General features: G+C 63.6%; 15 protein-coding genes. 11 read left to right on the top strand and 4 right to left on the bottom strand.

From position 1 onward, the window contains the following. The first annotated feature begins 271 nt into the window (after positions 1-271). The 6 genes from ACYPXD_RS19455 to ACYPXD_RS19430 all read left to right on the top strand — a co-directional run bounded on the left by ACYPXD_RS19455 (position 272) and on the right by ACYPXD_RS19430 (position 9261). The gene (locus ACYPXD_RS19455) at positions 272-2701 is read left to right on the top strand and encodes an ATP-binding protein (RefSeq protein ID WP_459714685.1); all 2430 of its coding nucleotides are present in this window, start codon (positions 272-274) and stop codon (positions 2699-2701) included. Beyond that, positions 2698-4584: a sigma 54-interacting transcriptional regulator gene (locus ACYPXD_RS19450; RefSeq protein ID WP_459714682.1), complete on the top strand. Its 1887-nt coding sequence runs from the start codon at positions 2698-2700 to the stop codon at positions 4582-4584. Before ACYPXD_RS19455 ends, ACYPXD_RS19450 begins: the two co-directional genes overlap by 4 nt. 696 nt (positions 4585-5280) lie before the next feature. Next, complete coding sequence (locus ACYPXD_RS19445) at positions 5281-5508, top strand: hypothetical protein (RefSeq protein ID WP_459714679.1); 228 nt, start codon at positions 5281-5283, stop codon at positions 5506-5508. A 171-nt stretch (positions 5509-5679) separates the two neighbouring features. Next, positions 5680-6666 carry a zinc-dependent alcohol dehydrogenase family protein gene (locus tag ACYPXD_RS19440; protein ID WP_459714676.1) on the top strand — a complete coding sequence of 329 codons (987 nt, stop codon included), beginning with the start codon at positions 5680-5682 and terminating at the stop codon, positions 6664-6666. A gap of 454 nt (positions 6667-7120) precedes the next feature. Beyond that, positions 7121-8008 carry a hypothetical protein gene (locus ACYPXD_RS19435; RefSeq protein WP_459714674.1) on the top strand — a complete coding sequence of 296 codons (888 nt, stop codon included), beginning with the start codon at positions 7121-7123 and terminating at the stop codon, positions 8006-8008. 14 nt (positions 8009-8022) lie between these two features. Next, a complete protein-coding gene (locus ACYPXD_RS19430; RefSeq protein WP_459714672.1) occupies positions 8023-9261 on the top strand; it encodes a WD40/YVTN/BNR-like repeat-containing protein in 1239 nt (412 codons plus the stop codon). 105 nt (positions 9262-9366) lie between these two features. On the opposite strand, the gene ACYPXD_RS19425 is transcribed toward ACYPXD_RS19430, so the two are convergent. The 3 genes from ACYPXD_RS19425 to ACYPXD_RS19415 form a co-directional block, all read right to left on the bottom strand. Then, complete coding sequence (locus tag ACYPXD_RS19425) at positions 9367-10479, bottom strand: hypothetical protein (protein WP_459714669.1); 1113 nt, start codon at positions 10477-10479, stop codon at positions 9367-9369. Positions 10480-10608: 129 nt separating this feature from the next. Further along, the gene (locus ACYPXD_RS19420; RefSeq protein WP_459714667.1) at positions 10609-11565 is read right to left on the bottom strand and encodes an aldo/keto reductase; all 957 of its coding nucleotides are present in this window, start codon (positions 11563-11565) and stop codon (positions 10609-10611) included. A 115-nt stretch (positions 11566-11680) separates the two neighbouring features. Further along, a complete protein-coding gene (locus ACYPXD_RS19415) occupies positions 11681-12082 on the bottom strand; it encodes a RidA family protein (protein WP_459714663.1) in 402 nt (133 codons plus the stop codon). A gap of 255 nt (positions 12083-12337) precedes the next feature. On the opposite strand from ACYPXD_RS19415, the gene ACYPXD_RS19410 reads away from it, so the two are divergent. The 3 genes from ACYPXD_RS19410 (at position 12338) to ACYPXD_RS19400 (ending at position 15407) form a co-directional block, all read left to right on the top strand. Next, positions 12338-13084 (top strand): SDR family NAD(P)-dependent oxidoreductase, encoded by a 747-nt coding sequence (locus tag ACYPXD_RS19410; RefSeq protein WP_459714660.1) that lies wholly within the window; start codon positions 12338-12340, stop codon positions 13082-13084. 39 nt (positions 13085-13123) lie between these two features. After that, entirely contained in the window at positions 13124-13663 is a 540-nt protein-coding gene (locus ACYPXD_RS19405) for a carboxymuconolactone decarboxylase family protein (protein ID WP_459714657.1), read from the top strand. Between the two features lie 487 nt (positions 13664-14150). After that, a complete protein-coding gene (locus tag ACYPXD_RS19400; RefSeq protein WP_459714654.1) occupies positions 14151-15407 on the top strand; it encodes an MFS transporter in 1257 nt (418 codons plus the stop codon). A 20-nt stretch (positions 15408-15427) separates the two neighbouring features. Here the strand turns inward: ACYPXD_RS19400 and ACYPXD_RS19395 are convergent, their stop codons facing one another. After that, positions 15428-16204 (bottom strand): DeoR/GlpR family DNA-binding transcription regulator, encoded by a 777-nt coding sequence (locus tag ACYPXD_RS19395; RefSeq protein ID WP_459714650.1) that lies wholly within the window; start codon positions 16202-16204, stop codon positions 15428-15430. Positions 16205-16517: 313 nt separating this feature from the next. On the opposite strand from ACYPXD_RS19395, the gene ACYPXD_RS19390 reads away from it, so the two are divergent. Both ACYPXD_RS19390 and ACYPXD_RS19385 read left to right on the top strand, forming a co-directional pair. Then, positions 16518-17504: a 2-keto-3-deoxygluconate permease gene (locus ACYPXD_RS19390; RefSeq protein ID WP_459714647.1), complete on the top strand. Its 987-nt coding sequence runs from the start codon at positions 16518-16520 to the stop codon at positions 17502-17504. Then, positions 17501-18985, top strand: coding sequence for a four-carbon acid sugar kinase family protein (locus ACYPXD_RS19385; RefSeq protein ID WP_459714644.1), 1485 nt, complete (start codon positions 17501-17503; stop codon positions 18983-18985). Before ACYPXD_RS19390 ends, ACYPXD_RS19385 begins: the two co-directional genes overlap by 4 nt. Positions 18986-18998 lie beyond the last annotated feature (13 nt).

Raw genomic sequence — 18998 nt, 5'->3', positions numbered from 1 at the left:
TGAGCTTTCAATCGTAGGCAATTAAACCGAAAAGCGTGGCGCACCGACGCGCCTTGCTGTGAGAGAGAACGAAGCGACGCGTCGCTGTGGCAGCGATTGCGACGCTCCCGCAAACACGCCCTTGCCCTGACAGGCCGGCGCTTCCGAAGATGGCGAAGGCTTACTTCACACGAATGGCACGACGCTTTGCATTTCCTGTTAAACGTTGAAGGCAAGGTGTAAAGTACCCGCTATTCGCATTGCATCTCTGTGCAGCCTGAGGAAGACCGCGGTGACGACTTCAGGGCGACCCTCCACTCCGTATGTGAGTCCGCCAGTCAGGCGCGAAGGCCTGCTCGAGCAGCAGGCCGCGCTCGCTGCGCTGTCCCGCATCGACGTCTCGCACGGCGAGCATCTCGAAGAAACGCTCCGCTTTATTACCGAAACCGCGGCGCGCCTGATGAGTGTCGCGCGCGCGAGCCTGTGGCGCTATGACAGCGCGCGCACGGCGATCCATTGCCTCGATCTGTACGAATGCGGCGCCAATCGCCACAGCGACGGCGCGCAGTTGCGCGCCGAGGCGTATCCGGCGTATTTCGCGGCGCTCGCGTCGAGCGAGGCGATCGTCGCCGACGACGCGCATCGCGATCCGCGCACTTGCGAATTCGGCGTCAGTTACCTGACGCCGCTCGGCGTCACCGCGATGCTCGATATTCCGATTCGCGTGCAAGGCAAGGTGGACGGCGTGCTGTGCCTCGAGCAGATCGGGCCGCCGCTCGCGTGGACCACCGAAGATCGCCTGTTCGGCATTGCGCTGGCGAATCTGATCGCGCTCGCGGTCGAACGGCACGAACGCGAACGCGCGGAAAAGGCGCTGCGCGAGAGCGAACAGCGCATGTCGACGATGCTTGCCTATGCGCCCGATGCGATCACGTTGCTCGACGTCGATACGCTGCGCTTTATCGAAGTGAACGATGAGGCGACGCGCCTGTACGGCTACGACCGCGCAGCGCTGCTCTCGATCGGTCCCGTCGAGCTGAGCCCCGAGCGGCAGCCCGATGGGCGCCTGTCGAGCGAAGCGGCACGCGAAAAAATCCACGATGCGTTGAACGGCGGCGTGCCCGTGTTCGAATGGACGCACGTCGACCCGGCGGGCGCGCTGTTTCCGTGCGAGGTAAGGCTCGTCAGGCTGCCCGATCCCGCACGCCGGTTGATACGCGGCAGCGTGATCGGCATCGGCGAGCGCAAGCGCGCGGAAGCCGCGCTGCACGAAAGCGAAGCGCAATTGAGCAAGGCGAAAGAAGCAGCCGAAGCGGCGAATCGCGCGAAATCCGAATTTCTCGCAAGCATGAGCCACGAGTTGCGTACGCCGCTCAACAGCATGCTCGGCTATGCGCAACTGCTGCGCCGCGAAGCGGACCTGTCCGAGCGGCAATGCAAGGCGCTCAATGTCATCCGGCAGTCGGGCGAGCACCTGCTCGGGCTGATCGACGAAATTCTCGACATGGCGAAGATCGAAGCCGGCACGCTCGATCTGGTCGCGGACAGCTTCGATCTGCCGGCCATGCTCGAAAGCATCGCCGCGATCATGCGCAGCCGCAGTCAGGCCAAAGGGCTCGCGTTTACGCGTGCGCAGTGGTCCGAACTTCCGCCGGTGGTGTGCGCCGACGAGCGCCGCTTGCGTCAGGTGCTGATGAATCTGCTCGATAACGCGATCAAATACACGCAGCGCGGCGGCGTCGTGCTCAAAACAGGCGTGCATGAAGGCCGCGTGTGCTTCGTCGTCGAAGATACCGGCGTGGGCATCGAGCCCGAGCATCTGTCGGAGATCTTCGATGTGTTTCACCAGGTGCGCGATCCATTGACGGTCGTCGAGGGCACGGGGCTCGGACTGGCGATCAGCAAGCGGCTCGTCGAGCTGATGGGCGGCGATTTGCAGGTGGCGAGCACGCCTCACGAAGGCAGCCGCTTCTGGTTCGAGCTCGATCTGCCGCCGGTGACGATGCAGCCCGCGGTGGCCGAAGAGCGGCTATTGACCGCGGTCGAAGGCGAGCGGCGCACGGTGCTCGTTGTCGACGACGAGGAGGACGGGCGCAGCCTGTTGCGCGATGTGCTCGAACCGCTCGGTTTTCGTGTGCATGAAGCCGCCGATGGCGAGTCGGCGGTGAGCGAAGCCGTGCGTCTGCGCCCGCATGCGATTCTGATGGATATGCGCATGCCGCGTGTCGACGGTTTGGCCGCGACGCGCCGGATTCGCGCGATGGCCGAACTGGCCGGCACCGTGATCTTCGCGATTTCCGCGAGTGCGTTTGAGCATAACCGCGCACGTTGTCTCGAAGCGGGCGCCGACGCCTTTATTCCGAAGCCGTTCCGCCAGGAGCGTCTGCTCGAATTGTTGTGCGCGCATCTTTCGTTGAATCCGGTTTACGCGAGCGGTGGTGGCGGTGTCGACGCGCGCGCGGGCTGCGACGCCGAAGCGGATGCCCCGGCTTTTACGGAGATGCCGGATGCACCGCTCGTTGCGCCACCCGCCGATGCATTGCGCCGGTTCGTCGAGCTTGCCGCGCGCGGCGACATTACACAGTTGCTTGCCGAAGCGGCGCGCATCGAGCAGTCGGACCGCGCCTATATGCCGTTCGCCGCGCAATTGCGCGCGCTGGGCGGCGCATACCGGATGCAGGCGCTGCGCCGCTGGCTTGCCAGCCTCGCGAGGTCGCGATGAGCGGCGCGCGCTTCGCCGGCGATGGCCGCCCGCTGATCCTCGTGGTGGAGGACGCGCCGGCCAACCTGTCGATCCTGCTCGAACTGCTGAGCTCGCATGGTTTTGCCGTGTCGGTTGCCGAAGATGGCGAAAGCGCGCTCGAGCAGCTCGACCATATGCGTCCCGACCTGATCCTGCTCGACGTGCTGATGCCGAAGCTCGACGGCTTCGCGACCTGCGAGCGCCTGAAGACGAACCCGGCGACGCGCGAAATACCGGTGATCTTCATGAGCGGGCTTACCGAAACCGTCGACAAGGTAAAGGGCTTCGTGCTTGGCGCCGTCGACTACATCACGAAGCCGATCCAGCACGACGAAGTGCTTGCGCGCGTTAGCACGCACCTCGAATTGCAGCGTTTGCGGCATTGCCTGATCGAAAGCGAAGCGCGGCTATCGGGTATTGTCGAATCGATGATGGATGCGGTGGTGGCGCTCGATCGCGCGGGCTACATCACGTTCTTCAATCGTGCGGCCGAACGCGTGTTCCGCTGCGAGGCGCGCGCGGCAATCGGCGCGCCCTGCAACCGCTTTCTCGCGCAGCCGCTGTGCCGTCTGCTCGGCGACTATCTGCGCGCCGAGCCTGGCGCCGCGCCGATGTGGGTGCCGGAAGGGCACAACGCGTTGCGCGCGGACGGCACGCCGTTTCCGATCGAAGCGAGCCTGTCGTATGCGGAGGGGCAAGGGCGAGCGATTTACACGCTGATCTTGCGCGACATTGCCGAGCGGCGAAAGGCGCAGGCCGAAGTCGGGCAGTTGCGCGGCCTCAACCGCTATCTCGAGGATGAGCTGCGGGAAGCGAGCGAGTACGAACTGGTGGTCGGCGCGACGGGCCTCGACAAAGTGATGCAGCAGGTGCGGCAGGTGGCGGCCACCGATGCGACGGTGCTCGTCAGCGGCGAGACGGGCACCGGCAAGGAATTGATCGCACAGGTCGTGCACAAGCTGAGTCCGCGCCACGGCAAACCGCTCGTCAAGCTGAACTGCGCGGCGTTGCCGGCGAACCTGATCGAAAGCGAGCTGTTCGGTCACGAGAAGGGCGCGTTTACCGGCGCGCTTGCGCGCAAGGCGGGGCGCTTCGAACTGGCCGACGGCAGCACGCTGTTTCTCGACGAAGTCGGCGAGCTTGCGCTCGACCTGCAGGCGAAGCTGTTGCGCGTGCTGCAGGAAGGCGAGTTCGAGCGGCTGGGCGGCGTGCGCACGCAGAAAGTGGATGTGCGCATCGTCGCCGCGACGAACCGCAGCCTCGCCGATGAAGCGGCCGCTGGACGCTTTCGCGCCGACCTTTACTATCGGCTCAATGTATTTCCCGTGATGTTGCCGCCGCTGCGCGACCGACCCGAAGATGTCGCGCCGCTTGCCGCGCATTTCGTGCGCCGTTATGCGGCGAAGTACGGCAAGCACGTCGACGCGCTGACGGCCGGGCAGCTCGCGACGCTCGAGCGTTACCGCTGGCCCGGCAATGTGCGCGAATTGCAGCATGTGATCGAGCGCGCGGTGATTCTGTCGCACGGCTCGCAACTGGCGCTCGGCGACTGGTTCGGCGATGCGGCGCCGGCTGCGGCCGCTGTCGCGCCTGTTTCATTCGCGGCAGCCACGGCCGCCGCCGCGCCTGTTTCGTTTGCGACGGTAGCGGCCACGCCGTCCACTCTCGCGCCGGCCGGATCCGCGGCGGCCACGTGCACGGAGCCCACGCTCGAGGAAAACGAACGCGCGCATATTCTGCGGGTGCTCGAACAGACCGGCTGGCGCGTCAGCGGCAAAGCCGGCGCGGCGGAGCGGCTCGGCGTGAAGCCGACGACACTCGAATCGCGCATGAAGCGGCTCGCGATCGTGCGCAAGAGCTGAGTTCAGCGCCTGCTTTACGACATTTCGTGAAAGTCCCGAAGCTCGGCTGCGGACGCTTCCCATTTTCGTGACGCGCAATGGCGCATCGATCGCGCGTGCGGATTCGCAACTCGCACTGTCGTTCGCCCGCGAGGCTTGCGCTGCAAGCCTGTGCGGTTTCGCGCGACGCGTGATGACATCGCTGGCACGTGTTTCGCATCTAACGGGCCCGCAAGGCGCGACCTACGCCGGTTCAAGGCGACAGAGGCGTTTTCCGCGGTATTTCCACGCGATACGCCATTTCGGCTGCTTCTTGCATCCGATGAGTCAATCTGGAACCGGAAGTCCGACATGAAATCGCTTTATCGCATCGACGCCGCACAGGCGTCGCTTTCCGCTATTACGCCTCCTCCCCCTCTGCCGCAAAAGACGGTGCTACGCGTGCGTCGGTCCGTGCACACGTAGCGACGCAAAGGCCGGATGCGCGCATCGCGCATCCGTGACGGCCGTCACGCCAATAAAACCGAGGGGATTCATCATGCAGTTCATGCAACGCCATGCCGGCAGCGGCACGGCGAGGGCGTCGCTTTGCCGTTCGGGCAAGGCGTCTCTCGACCGCGCCGCATCCCGGCGTTTATCCCGCGACATACGCCGGTGCGAAGACCGGCGCCCGATGCCGGCGCAACGACCGCTTGCGCATCGGCAGGAGGTCGCGGGATGAACTGGTTCGACTTACACGAACTCACGAAGTGGGCGCCGCTGCCGGGCGGCTACCGTTTCCTGCCGACGCGCGCGGACTTGGAGATGTTTTCGGCGTTTATCCGGTTGTGGTTGCCCGATGTCGGGGGTGGCGCGGCGAACTGCCCGGTCTACCTGCTGGCCGAGATCGGGCGGCTTTACAAGGTGCTCTGCGCGAAGTGGCTGGCCCGCGGCGTGGATTGCTGATCGTGGGGGTGCGCGCCGATTCGCGAGCACGGCGCGCAGGGGCGCAGTGCACCGTGGTTACCGAATGGTCAGCATGGCACGCCTGCGACATCGGCGCGCACGCATTGATTCGGAGCGTCTGGAAGCTATGCTTGAAACGAGGTGAACCATCTTCGCGAGAGAAGGGGGCTTATGCACGCGATGCTGTTCGACGGCTCAGCGCCGCCATTGCGCGAGACCGAACTGCCGGACCCCGTGCCGGCCGCAGGCCAACTGTTGATCGATATCCACGCGTGCGGGGTGTGCCGAACCGATTTGCATGTGGTGGATGGCGAACTCGATCATCCGAAGCGGCCGGTTATTCCGGGCCATGAAATCGTCGGCACGGTTGCGGCGCTCGGCGCCGGCACGACCGGTTTCGCGGTGGGCGATCGCGTCGGCGTGCCGTGGCTTGGCCATACCTGCGGACATTGCCGGTTTTGCGCCGCAGGACGCGAAAACCTCTGCGATACGCCGGGCTTCACCGGCTATACGATCGACGGCGGCTATGCGCAGCGCACCGTTGCGGATAGCCGCTACTGTCTGCATGTGCCCGCGCGTTACACCGATATCGAAGCGGCGCCGCTGCTGTGCGCGGGGCTGATCGGCTACCGCACGCTCGCGATGGCCGGCGACGCGGAACACATCGGCATCTACGGCTTCGGTGCGGCCGCGCATATCGTTGCGCAGGTGGCGCGTCATCAGGGGCGCAGTGTTTATGCGTTCACGCGCGGCGGCGACGCGGCCGCGCAGCAGTTCGCGTTGCGTCTTGGTGCGGTGTGGGCGGGCGGCAGCGAAGAGGCGCCGCCGCATGTGCTCGATGCGGCGCTACTGTTTGCGCCGGTCGGCGCGCTCGTTCCGCAAGCGCTGCAAGCCGTCGTGAAGGGCGGCATCGTGGTGTGCGGCGGCATCCATATGAGCGATATCCCGTCGTTTCCGTATGCGTTCTTGTGGGGCGAGCGCCGTGTCGTGTCGGTTGCGAATCTGACGCGCGAAGATGGCGCCGCATTCATGCGTATTGCGAACGATGTGGCGTTGAAGATCGAGACGACGGCCTATCGCATGGAAGACGCGAATCGCGCGCTCGATGATTTGCGAGCTGGGCGCGTTTCAGGTGCTGCTGTGTTGACGATGCGTTGATGGGTCGGGTCACCGCATATCACTTAATCACGTCTCGAAAAACAGGTTAGGCCCGATTTGTCATTGTTTGACAAAATCGTCAAAAAATTCAGACAACGTCTTTTAAATCGTTTGACGCTTTTCTGTCGCAAACCATAAATTTCCATGCCGTCACGAAGCGTTTTAACGATGCGCTGCGTCACCCGGGTGTGCGCCTGATCCGCCATTTCAGGCTGTGAATAGGCAAAGAGGAAAACGATCTCAACGTGCTCGACCTCAAGATGCGCGGCGGATTTTTGACGATATTACCTTTTATATCTGGGACTACAGCAAATCGTAGAAATACATTTATGACGCGATGATGCACAGGGCGGCTGGTTCGATTTGCAGACCAACAAGCGGAACGGCTTTTATGAGTACACGCTCAAGAAGCGGCAATCTTAAGCGTGTTCATCCTCAATTTATGGGTTATAGAATGACGGATGAAAACAACGGTATCCATGTCTCGGGCGTCTTCCGCTCTTATATGACGCCATGCGGTTATACGCAACGTGCCGAAGCCGATAGAACTAAATGCGACTTGCACGTACCACCATCAGTCGATTCGATCATTGGCCGTTGCGAGTACTACTATCGTCCTCTCGGTTGCGCATATACGGAAACTGTCGAGAAGCTCAGCGGATCCAGCGCGTGGCAAACCGTAAAGGCGTTCGCGACCTCATGGGACCCATGGACAGACGAGGAACTTGTACACCGCCTCCTCTACCGTCGCGAGCAGTTGATTCCACCGAACTGTACCGACTCGGACTGGTCACGGCATAGCAGTTTCATGATGCGTCATATCGGATGTGGACATAAGCCTCCGTCGTACTACATCAGTTATGGCTATTACTACTGCTCGCATTACGGGTCCGAACTTTTTCCCAAGTTGAGTCCTGCTGGACAGGCCTGGCTCGTGTCCGCTAGAAAATTTCTGCAAAAGAATATAGAAAAGGGTTTAGCGCAAAACATGCAAGGCGATCGGATAAGCATGAGTGCTAAAGCGCCTCACAACGGCAGTTTCTCGATCGATGTCGAACAGTTCCAACTCGAACTCAATGATGAGACGTTCAAGAAATTCGCGTTCAAGACGCACCCGCTCGCGTATCTCGATGGGGGAATCGCGCACCTTCCGCCTGCTGATCTGACTCTTATCATGATTCAACCGAGAATGCAGGCGTGGGGCAGTTGGGATACGGCTGAACAGGTGGTCAAAACCGGCTGGGGCTTGGTACAAACCTGGGCTGGGCGAGGAGCTGACGCGGTTTCATCAGAAGCCGACGATCTGGTCAATCAGGCACTGAATTTCCTGATGAGGAAATAGACGTGCAAAAGCGAATGAGCTGGAAATTTCTTTTAGGCGGCTTAGCGTTGGCGGCGGCCATGAGCTATGGATATAGAACAATGACGAACCCACAATGGACAACGGTCACGACAGGGTTTATGGCGGACGACAAGCCGTATGGAGGCGGTGCGTTTCGCCTCCGCGGCGATGAAGTGATGACACTAAAGGTTGCCGATCCTGAGGTTCGCTATCGGGTTGTGGGATTGGATAAGGGGTACAAGGATGCCCAGGCAATCCCGGAAGAACCATGGATGGACGACACGTTGGAGTTGCTTAACCGGTCGAGCGTCAATTTTTTGCGCGGTTCAATACAGGGAGATATGCGCCGTTTCTTTCAGGAGCCCGCCCAGAATGCCGCCTGGTGGCACTCGAAAGACTGGAGCACGATTTACGTCGCTACGGACTGGATGAACTACAAAACGGCGGATCCAAAGAAGGGAGCGGCGCCGCATATTGCCAAACTCTGGCGCTCGATTGACGGCGGCAAGACATGGGCGCAATTGAAATGGCCGGAGGACTGCAATATCAGCAACCTCAAGTTTATCGATTCGCAGCGCGGTTATGCGATCGGCTGGGGGCCACATGTATGGCGTACGTCCGACGGCGGTCAGACGTGGCAGGAAGTGGCACTGCCGCCGATGGCAACCGACTATCGCAAACCGCGCAAGCAATTGGATGCCGTCGACCTCGGGCCCGATGGGGTGCTGCGTGTGGCCTATTACGTCGGAATGCTCGGCGAAGTGCGTCTTGCCAGTGTCGTGTACCGGCTGCATTGGGACAAGGCGCACTTCGAGCAGGATGTGGTGTTACCTGATCAGGTGGTCAAGCAGCTTGTTTCAGTCGACGAGTTGCCCGGCCGTACCTATTTGATTTATGCATTGTCGCACCTTGGGCCACCGCGGAATTACGATGACCGAGGCGATAACGGCGACAGGGTCGGCGCAATTTCCATGTGGCCAGGTTACAGGAGTCCGGCCGTCGAGCAGTTACATACCTTTGACAAACACTACAGCGTAGCTGGCCTTGATGCAGGGGCCCGTGGCGTATTGCTGGTGTATGCGGAGGCCGCAAGCCGGGAGGGACCACCGCACGACTTTACCTTCTATAGCCAGGACTACGGCAAGTCGTGGAACGACACTGATGACGGAATGATGCAAGGCGGCTGGTTCGATTCGCAGACCAACACCCAGTACGCCCTTTATGCATACACGCTCAAGAAGCGTCAATTTTGACAGCGTACAGGTTGTTCTTTTGCGACTGCTGCCGGCGATCATCGGTGGGCACACCGATTTCAAGGGGCGCCGTTCTGATGCGCATCGGGAGCATGCCGGGGATGCCTACCGCCAAGGCTCCGCAATTGCCGCCGCCAGCGCGAGCTTTTCGCGCACGAGCGCGGCAACCTCCGGCGCTTGCATCGAAGCAGCCGCTTGCGAAGCCACGACATGCGCATCGACAAACTTCTGCACCGCGCCGTGCACTGTGCGAATCGACCATCCGTCGATGCCTGCGATGCGCGCCGGCGTCCGCTTCAGTTCATCGACGAGATCGCGCGCATCGTCGAAGCGCGGCGCAATGCCGCTGCGCGCGGCAAGCTGTGTAGCGCTTCCGGCCGCATACGCACGGTCGCTGCCGAGCCGGTCGATATCGATCACGATGTCCGCCGCATTCGCCATACGCACCGCGCACAATGCCCATAACGCGATAAACGCGCGATACGCCTGCGTGCCTTCGATCGTGCGCGCGTACTGCTCGCACACGGCGGCGTAGGCATCGTCCGATGTCGGCGCATCGGGCGGCAGCCGCACCTCGCATGCGTCGATCGCAGCCTTCACAATCGGCTCGCGCTGGTTAAGTCCCAGCACGCGCAACGGCGCCGCGACGAAAAACGTGTTGCGCCATTCCTGATGCAACAGCCAGCCCGACGCGAATTGCGAAGCGGGGTTGCGCAACACGGCTGCGTGGAGCGCCGCCGGAAACGCATGCTTGAGCCACGGCAGTCTTCCCGACGACCGGCAAAACTTGAACACCGGCATCTTGCCCGCGTCGAGCGTGCGTTCCGTCAATTCGCGCAGATACGCATGCAGCGCGGGAAATTCGGCATCGGGCGCGGCGCTGAAACGGTCCGTGCTGAAACGCCGGCGATACCCTGGCACACCGCGCGCGCCTTCGCGCATGAACGGCCGGTATTCGGCGAAGTAGGGCGCACTGAGCGCAGGGTGGCCGGAATTGAACGAGGGCTTGAGCACGCCGAGATCCGCAAGCTTCAGATCGCCGATCACATTGCTGAGCGGCTCGTAAAACGCGGTGACCGATTCGAGTTCGCGAAACTTCGACCACACCCACGTGCCGGCACTGCGCCAGCCCGTATGCAGAAAGATTCCGCGCGACAGATCGTGCGCACTCCCGTCTGGCGGGGACGATTGTTGAGCTGAGCTATCGGGCAGCGACATCGGAACTTTCCTTGCACGTGCGACTTCGATCGGGCGTGGCGATTATAGCCAACGCGGCTATCGCTTTACCGACCGAACGCGTGGCAATTCCATCTCGATGCGGCGGCCGCGAAGACAAACGCGATGTCCTTACGCATTGACCGCGTCGACAATCTGCTTGCAAAGCGCTTGGTCGGGATACGCGCCGATGCCCGCGTGCACATTGTCGGCCATGTACTCGGGGCGCCCCGTGCCGGGAATCACGACGGTGACCGCCGGCTGCGCGAGCACGAATTTCAGCAGTATTTGCGCCCACGTCGTGCATCCGATTTGTGCGGCCCACGCGGGCAGTGGCCGCTTGCTCACGCGCGAAATCAGTCCGCCGCCGCCGAACGGCTGGTTGATGACGACGCCGATGCCGAGGTCCGCCGCCAGCGGCAGGATGCGCTGTTCGGCATCGCGGTCGTCGGCGGCGTAGTTGATCTGCACAAAGTCGGGCTTTTCGCTGCGCATCACCGATTCGACTTCGGGAAAGGCGCTCGACGTGTAATGCGTCACGCCGATATAGCGGATCTTGCCGCGCGCTTTCCAGTCGCGCAGCGTCGCAAGCTGTGTGCGCCAGTCGACCAGGTTGTGCACCTGCATCAGATCGATGCGCGGCTGCTGCAGCCGGCGCATCGATTCTTCCATCTGCGCAATGCCTTCTTCACGGCCGCGCGTCCATACCTTCGTGGCGACGAATGCCTTGCTGTGTGCATCGAGCTTCGTGAGCAGCGCGCCGGTGACCGCTTCGGATGTGCCGTACATCGGCGACGAATCGATGGTCGAGCCGCCGGCATCGAACAGCACCTGCAGCACGCGCGCGAGCCGCGCCTGCGCGTTTGCATCGTCGCCGACGTCGAAGGTGCGCCACGTGCCGCAGCCGATCACGGGCAGCGGTTCGCCAGTCGACGGAATCGGGCGGCGCGCGATGCGCGGCAGCGGCGCGGCGTTGCCTTGCGCGTTCGCGAGCCGTTGCAAGGACATCGTGAGCGGCAAGCCGAGCGTGACGCCGCTGGCGGTGCGCAGAAAGCGGCGCCGGCTGCCGTGGAGGGAAGGCTGCTGCATCGGATGGGCTCCTTGCATCGCAACGGGGTTCCCCACGATACGGCATTTCATCGGAGCACGTGTGAAAGACGAATGTCAGCGCGCGGGCAAATCGGTCATGCAAATACAGCCGGCTTCAGTCAGGGCGCCGCGCGATGAAATCGATCTCGACGAGCGCGTCGCGCGCAAGGCCCGTCACGCCGACGCAGGTGCGCGCGGGCAGTTTGCCCGGCGGGAAGTACGCGGCGTAGACGGCGTTCAGCGTGGCGTAATCGCGCTTGAATTCGGTCAGAAACACGCGCGCGCAGACCACGTGCTCGAGACCGAGGCCGACACCTTTGAGCACGATGATCAGATTGTCCATCACGCGCTTGGTTTGCGCGGCAACGCCTTCGGGCAGCGGTGCGGAATCGTCGTCGGGCAAGGTCGGCATCTGGCCGGTGACGAACACCCAGCCGCCCGATTCGGCGGCATGCGAGAAGGGCGCGACAGGCGTCGGCGCATCGGGGACCATCCAGAACTGCGTTGCTTCAGACATATGACATAACTCCGCAAGGGGCGTTGAGCGGCTGAGTAGGGGCGGCTAGTGTCGCATTTCAAAAAAATTGCTGCGATAAAGCCGGCATACCGCCCTGCCGGTGCCCCGCCCCCGGCCCACCTGTTCGACGCGAGTCCATGCCTTGCAGGAATGGAACTTATGCATGGCGCCCGTCTACTTCGACGGTTCGGAATGCGCGACATTAGCTCCAACGCAAACGTAGTCCTACCGGACACGTACTCAAGGAGCTCTGAAATGAACCGTCCTGTTGTCCTGATCACCGGCGCGCTAACTGGCATCGGCCGCGCCACCGCCCTGGCATTTGCTCGTGAAGGCCACCGTGTGGTCGTGAGCGGCCGGCGCGACGAAGCCGGCAATGCGCTGGCCGCCGAACTGCGTGAACTCGGCGCGCAAGCGGAATACATGCATGCCGACGTACGCAACGAGGCGGAAATCCGTCAGGTGGTCGAACAGACGGTGGCCCGCTTCGGCCGGCTCGATATCGCCGTGAACAATGCCGGCACCGAAGGCGAAAGCCAGCCGCTCGTCGAACTGACGGCGGCCAACTACGAGTCGACGTTCGCGGTGAACGTGCTCGGCACGATGCTCGCGCTCAAGTACGAAATGCGCGTGATGCTCGAACAGGGCGCGGGCTCGATCATCAATCTGTCGTCGATCGCGGGGCACGCGGGCTTTGCGAGCGCGTCCGTGTATGCGGGAAGCAAACACGCGATCGAAGGGATCACGAAGAGCGCGGCGCTCGAAGGCGCGGCGGCCGGCGTGCGCGTCAACGCGGTAGCGCCGGGCCCGATTGCGACCGAGATGCTCGACCGCTTCACCGGCAGCGACGATGCGAAAGCGGACTTTGTCGCGTCGATGCCCGCACGACGCGCCGGCCAGCCGGACGAGATCGCGCAAGCAATCGTGTTTCTCGGCAGCGACAAGGCGCGCTATCTGACCGGCCAGATCGTCTCCGTCGACGGCGGCTTTTCGGCGCAGTAACGGCCCCTCACTTTTTGCTTATCCCAAGGAGAAACCAGCATGAGCACAATCAACGTTCCGCGCCGCGAAGACGTGTCGCCGTCCAATCAGGCGCTGTTCGACAAGCTGAAAAGCGGCCTCGGCATGGTGCCGAACCTGTACGCCACGCTTGCTCATTCGGAGCACGCGCTCGGCAACTACCTCGCGTTTCAGAACGGCAGAAGCAGCCTCAGCGGCAAGGCGCGCGAAGTGGTGAACCTGGTGGTCAGCGAGGTGAACGGCTGCGAGTACTGCCTCGCCGCTCATACGGCGATCGGCAGGTCGGCTGGTTTTACCGACGAGCAGATTCTCGAGATCCGCAGCGGCAAGGCCAGCTTCGACACCAGGCTCGATGCGCTCGCCCGCCTGACGCGCAATATCGCGGTCAACCGCGGACACGCGGATCAGGCCGTCGTCGATGCGTTTTTTGCGGCCGGCTGGACGAAAGCCAATCTGGTCGATGCGATCGTCGTGATCGGTGACAAAACCGTGACGAACTATCTGCATGGCACGACGCGCGTGCCGGTCGATTTTCCGGCGGCGCCAAAGCTCGCGGCGTAATGATTGGCGATTGGCAAAAAAGATCGGCAAAAAATCGATTAGCGAAAAAATCCAAATAAAAGCACGGCGAATTTTGCCATCTTCTTGACAGGCTTTCTATTCGGTCGTCATTCGGCAGTCTTTCGCTGCCGATGGCGGCCCTTTCTTTATTCGCGCGATTTCGCATGCCGCAATGCGCTCGATGACTGTCAGCAAGACTTCGTGCGCGGTGGTAATGTGTCGCCTTGCTCGCGCCAACCGTGCGCGACAGCATGTTTGGACGTCGCAGCACTCGTTATAGCGCTCGTTGCAGTGCTCATGCAATGCTCATTGCAACGCTCATCGCAACGCACTGTCACGCGCGACGTTTCCCATATCGAAAGACCGCTTCCGGAGACAAAGCCCGCATGCTCATTGCGGGTTGATGGCCAGTTTGCGCATGTCGTCACCGACACTGCGCAAACCGGCGTTGCCCGGATGGTTCGTTCTAACTGAAAGCAGCCTCATCATGATGATGGAAAGCAATAGCCCGGCAAGCAACGGTTCGCCGGAAAACGAGGACTCATCCCCGTTGCGCGCGTGGCTCGCAGTCGGCGCGGTCACGATTGGCGCATTCGCATTTGTGACCACCGAGTTTTTGCCGGTCGGCCTGTTGCCTCAGATCGCGCGTGAACTCGGCGTGACGCCGGGCACGGCGGGCCTGATGGTGACGACGCCCGGCGTGATCGCAGCGATTTCGGCGCCGGGCATGATGCTCGGCGCGGGCCGCATCGACCGGCGCTACATTCTGATTGCACTGTCGATCATGCTGCTCGCGTCGAATCTGATCTCGGCGTTCGCGCCGAGCTTCGCGACGATGCTGGTCGGCCGCGCGCTGCTTGGCGCGAGCCTCGGCGGTTTCTGGACGCTCGCGCTCGCTGCGGCTGGGCGGCTCGTGAAGCTGCACGAGTCGGCGCGCGCGACGGCGGCGATTCTCGCGGGCGTGACCTGCGCGACCGTGATCGGCGTGCCGCTCGGCACGCTGATTTCGGAGCTGGCGTCGTGGCGGGTGTCTTTCATGGCGACCGGCGTGCTGGTTGCCGTTGCACTCGTGGCGCAGGCGGTGCTGCTGCCTTCACTGCCGTCGAGCGCGGCGCTGCGTTTCGCCGATCTCGTCGAACTGGTGCGCCGCCCGCATCCGCGCAGGAGTCTGTTGATGGTCGCGCTCGTGTTCGGCGCGCACTTTTCGTCCTATACGTATATCGCGCCGTTTCTCTTGCGCGACGCGGGCTTCAGCGAATCGAGCATCACCTGGGTGCTGCTCGGCTTCGGCATTATCGGGTTCGTGTCGAATTTTGCGGTGTCGACGGTGGTCGGCCGCAATCTGAAAGGGGCGCTGCTGACGATGGTCGTGCTGCTGCTGACGGCCCTGGTGACGATGCCGCTGTTCAGGCACTACGCGTTCGCGGTGACGGCTGTCCTGATGGCATGGGGCGTCGCTTTCGGCGCGATTCCGCTGTGCATGAGCGTCTGGATCCAGCGCGCGACGCCGGACTTGCCCGAAGCCGGGTCGGCGATGTTCGTCGGCATCATTCAGGTCGCGATCGCGGTGGGTTCGTCGGTCGGCGGCACGATCGTCGACCGCGCGGGCATTGCGACCGATTTCCGCTTCGGTGCCGTGCTTGCGATACTCGGCATCGTCGCGATTTCGACGCTGACCGCGGCAGGCGCGCCGGCCGCGCGCGTCGAAGAGCTGGGCGAGCGGGTCGGCGCGGAGAATTGCTGACGCTGCGTTCGCGCTACCTGTTACGCCGCCTCGCTGGCGGCGCTCAGCACCGTCACGTCGCTGTGGCGGACGAAACTCGCCAGCTGCGGCGCCTCGCGCGCCGCGTCCGTGACGAGCGTCCAGGCGCGCTCGAGCGGCGTCCAATGCTGCTGGCTCGCGTGGTCGAGCTTGTTCGACGTGACCAGCACGAACACGCTCGCGGCCTGACGGATCACGCACTCTTTCAGATAAGCCTGCTCGGTGCTCGCCTCGCACAGGCCACGCCCGGCCACCACGCCGTCGGCGCCGAGAAACGCCTTGTCTACCGACAGCCGGCTCAACGCGAGCTGCGCGATGGGCCCGAGCGTGCTCATGCTCGACGGCCGCACATCGCCGCCGATCAATGTGATCCTGATGTCGCTCGAAGCGAGCACGCCGATCGCGAGCAGATTGTTGGTCACGACGCGCAAGTCGCGCCGGCCGGCGAGCAGGCGCGCCATCGCGGCGGTCGTCGTGCCGCCGTCGAGAAAAATCGTGTCGCCGTCCCGCACCTGCGCGGCCGCGACGCGCGCGATCGCATCCTTCTGCTCGCGAAAACTCTGACGGCGCGTCTCCAGCGATTCTTCCGGTTCGTGCATGCCGACGGGCGCCGCGGCGCCGCCGTACGTGCGCACAATGCGGTGCTCCTCGGCGAGCGCGCGCAGATCGCGCCGCACGGTCGCTTCCGACATGCCGAAGTGCTCGCATAGCGCGCCGACATCGGTCATGCCGGACAGAACGGCTCTGAGCATTGCCTCGCGACGGTTCGCTACTTTCATGGGGCTCCGGGTTCAAAAAACGGCCCGCGCATGCGGCACGGCCGTTGCGCGTCAAGAGCGGCGTAGTTTACCGGGTTCACATTTTGCACGAATCGATCAGTTTTGGGGTGAAGGCTTGCACGCTGCGAACTCCGCGAGCGCATGCCGGGAAGGCCCCGGGTTAGCGCGCGGATAGCCAGATTGGGGCCATTCGCGTAAACCCTCGTCGCGCTTCCGGTTGCACGTCAGGCCAACGACCTTTACACTGTTTTGATCGAATCAATCAAAATAATGATCGAATCGGTAAGCGTCAGTCAATCAGGAGACACTTCAAATGGCTCAAGTTCGTATCAAGCGCGCAATCGAGCGCGTGCCCGGCGGGATGATGATCGTTCCGTTGCTGCTGGGCGCGCTCGTCGCGACTTTCGTGCCGGACATGCCGAAATTCTTCGGCTCGTTCACCAATGCGCTGTTCACCGGCGCGCTGCCGATTCTCGCGGTGTTCTACGTCTGCATGGGCGCGAGCATCGACGTGAAAGCGACGCCGTACATCGTGAAGAAGGGCGGCGCGCTGTTCGCCGCCAAGGTCGGCACGGCGATCCTGGTCGGCGTCGTGCTCGGCCATTTCCTCGGCGAGCAGCCCATCACGTCGGGCCTGTTCGCCGGGCTGTCGACGCTCGCCGTCGTCGCCGCGATGAACGACACGAACGGCGGCCTTTATATGGCGCTGATGGGTCAGTACGGCCGCTCCGAAGACGTCGGCGCGTATTCGATCATGTCGCTCGAATCGGGCCCGTTCCTGACGATGGTCACGCTCGGTGTCGCGGGGCTCTCCGCGTTCCCCTGGCAGACCCTGGTGGGCAGCATCCTGCCGCTCGCATTCGGCATGCTGCTCGGCAACCTCGATCGCGAAATGCGCGACTTTCTCGGCCGTGCCGTGCCGGTCATGATTCCGTTCTTCGCGCTTGCACTCGGCGCCGGTCTCGATCTGCACAAGGTCTGGCAAGCCGGCCTGCTCGGCATCGGCCTCGGTATCGCGGTCGTCATCGTGACGGGCATTCCGCTTTACATCATCGATCGTCTGACGAGCGGCACCGGCGTGGCCGGCGTGTCGGCGGCCAACACCGCGGGTAACGCGGCGGCGGTGCCGGCGTTGATTGCAGCGGCGAACCCCGTGTATGCGGAAGCGGCGAAGAGCGCGACGCTGCTCGTGGCCGCATGCGTGGTCGTGACGGCGATCCTCTGTCCGATCCTGACCGCGACCGTCGCGAAGCGCGTGGTGTCGACGCGGGTCGGCGGCAACCGGGAGACGGTGCAGTGAGCATGCTGATCGTTGCCGACGACCTGTCCGGCGCCGCCGATTGCGCGATCGGTTTTGCCAACGCCGGACGTCGCACGGTCGTCGCGCTCGGCGCGAACGAAGCGGCCGAGGCCGCGCGCGATGCCGCGGCCGGCCGTCTTGCCGTGATCGCGCTCGATACGGACTCGCGCCGTCTCGCACCGGCCGACGCGGCGAGCCGTGCCGCGCAGGCGTGGCAGGCGTTCGGCGGCGCTCGGGATACCGATACGGGTGCGCGTACGGACGTGAACGAAGGCTCGAGCGCGTCGCAACGGCGCTTGTACAAGAAGATCGATTCGACGCTGCGCGGCAACTGGGTTGCCGAGGTCGCAGCGCTGCAACCGTTGGCGGGACTCGCGATCGTCGCGCCGGCCTTCCCGGCAACCGGCCGCACGGTGCGCGGCGGCCGCGTGTTCGTGCGCGGCGTGCCGCTCGGCGAAACCGAGACATGGCAGCTCGAACACGCGGGCAAGACCGCCGACTTGCAGCCGATGCTCGAAGAAGCGGGCCTGCGCACGGCGCTGCTCGCCGTCGAACGGATGCGCGATGGGCGGCCCGATTTGCAAGCCGATTTGCTTGCGCAATCGATTGCCGGATTCATCCGCGCCGGCGTGCAGGCATTGATTGTCGATACGCAAAACGAAGCCGACCTGAATCTGCTTGCGCGCGCAACGCTCGTGCTGCGTGAGTCGTTCTTCTGGGTCGGCTCCGGCGGTCTGGCGCGGGAACTCGCCGCGCTGCCCGAACTGTTCGGCAACGATGCGCCCGCACCGGTGGCGGCGCCGCGTCGAGAAGGGCCGATCCTGACGCTGGTCGGCAGCCTGTCGGCCGTGTCCGGCGCGCAATGTGCGCTGCTGCGCGAGCACACGGACATGGCCGAACTGATCGTGCCGCCCGCGGTGCTGCGCGACGTCGAGCATCATGCGCAAAGCGCGCAATGGCGCGCCGCCATCGGCGCGCCGCTCGCAGCCGGGCACGATCTGCTCGTGCGCATCGGCCGCGACGACGCGTTCGATCCGTCCGAGGGCGCGCATCTGTCGACGGCGCTGGCCGCGCTCGTCGAACCGCACATGAGCCATCTGGCCGGCCTGATCGCGACCGGCGGCGAAACCGCGCGCGCGATGCTCGGCGCCGCGGGCATCGGCAGTCTGGAGCTGCTGTCCGAAGTCGAGCCGGGCGTTGCGGTGGCACAGCCGTCGGACGACGAGCGGCGGCTCACCGTGGTGACGAAGGCCGGCGCCTTCGGCAGCGATCATGCGCTGTACGGCGCGTGGCTGCATTTGCGCGGCGCGCGGGAAGCGGCACAGAACGGGTCGCAAGCGGGATTAAAAGCGGGATCAAGCGCGGGATCAAGCGCGGGATCAAGCGCGGGATCAAGCGCGGGATCAAGCGCGGGATCAAGCGCGGAGCCGCCGGCCGCGCACGCGGGCCGCGCCCAACCAACGAATTCTCCTCTGAACTGAAGCACCAGGAAGC

The organism is Paraburkholderia sp. 2C (assembly GCF_054589215.1).
Note: the sequence above shows the minus strand (reverse complement) of the source record. Positions and strands in the feature narration are given on the sequence as shown.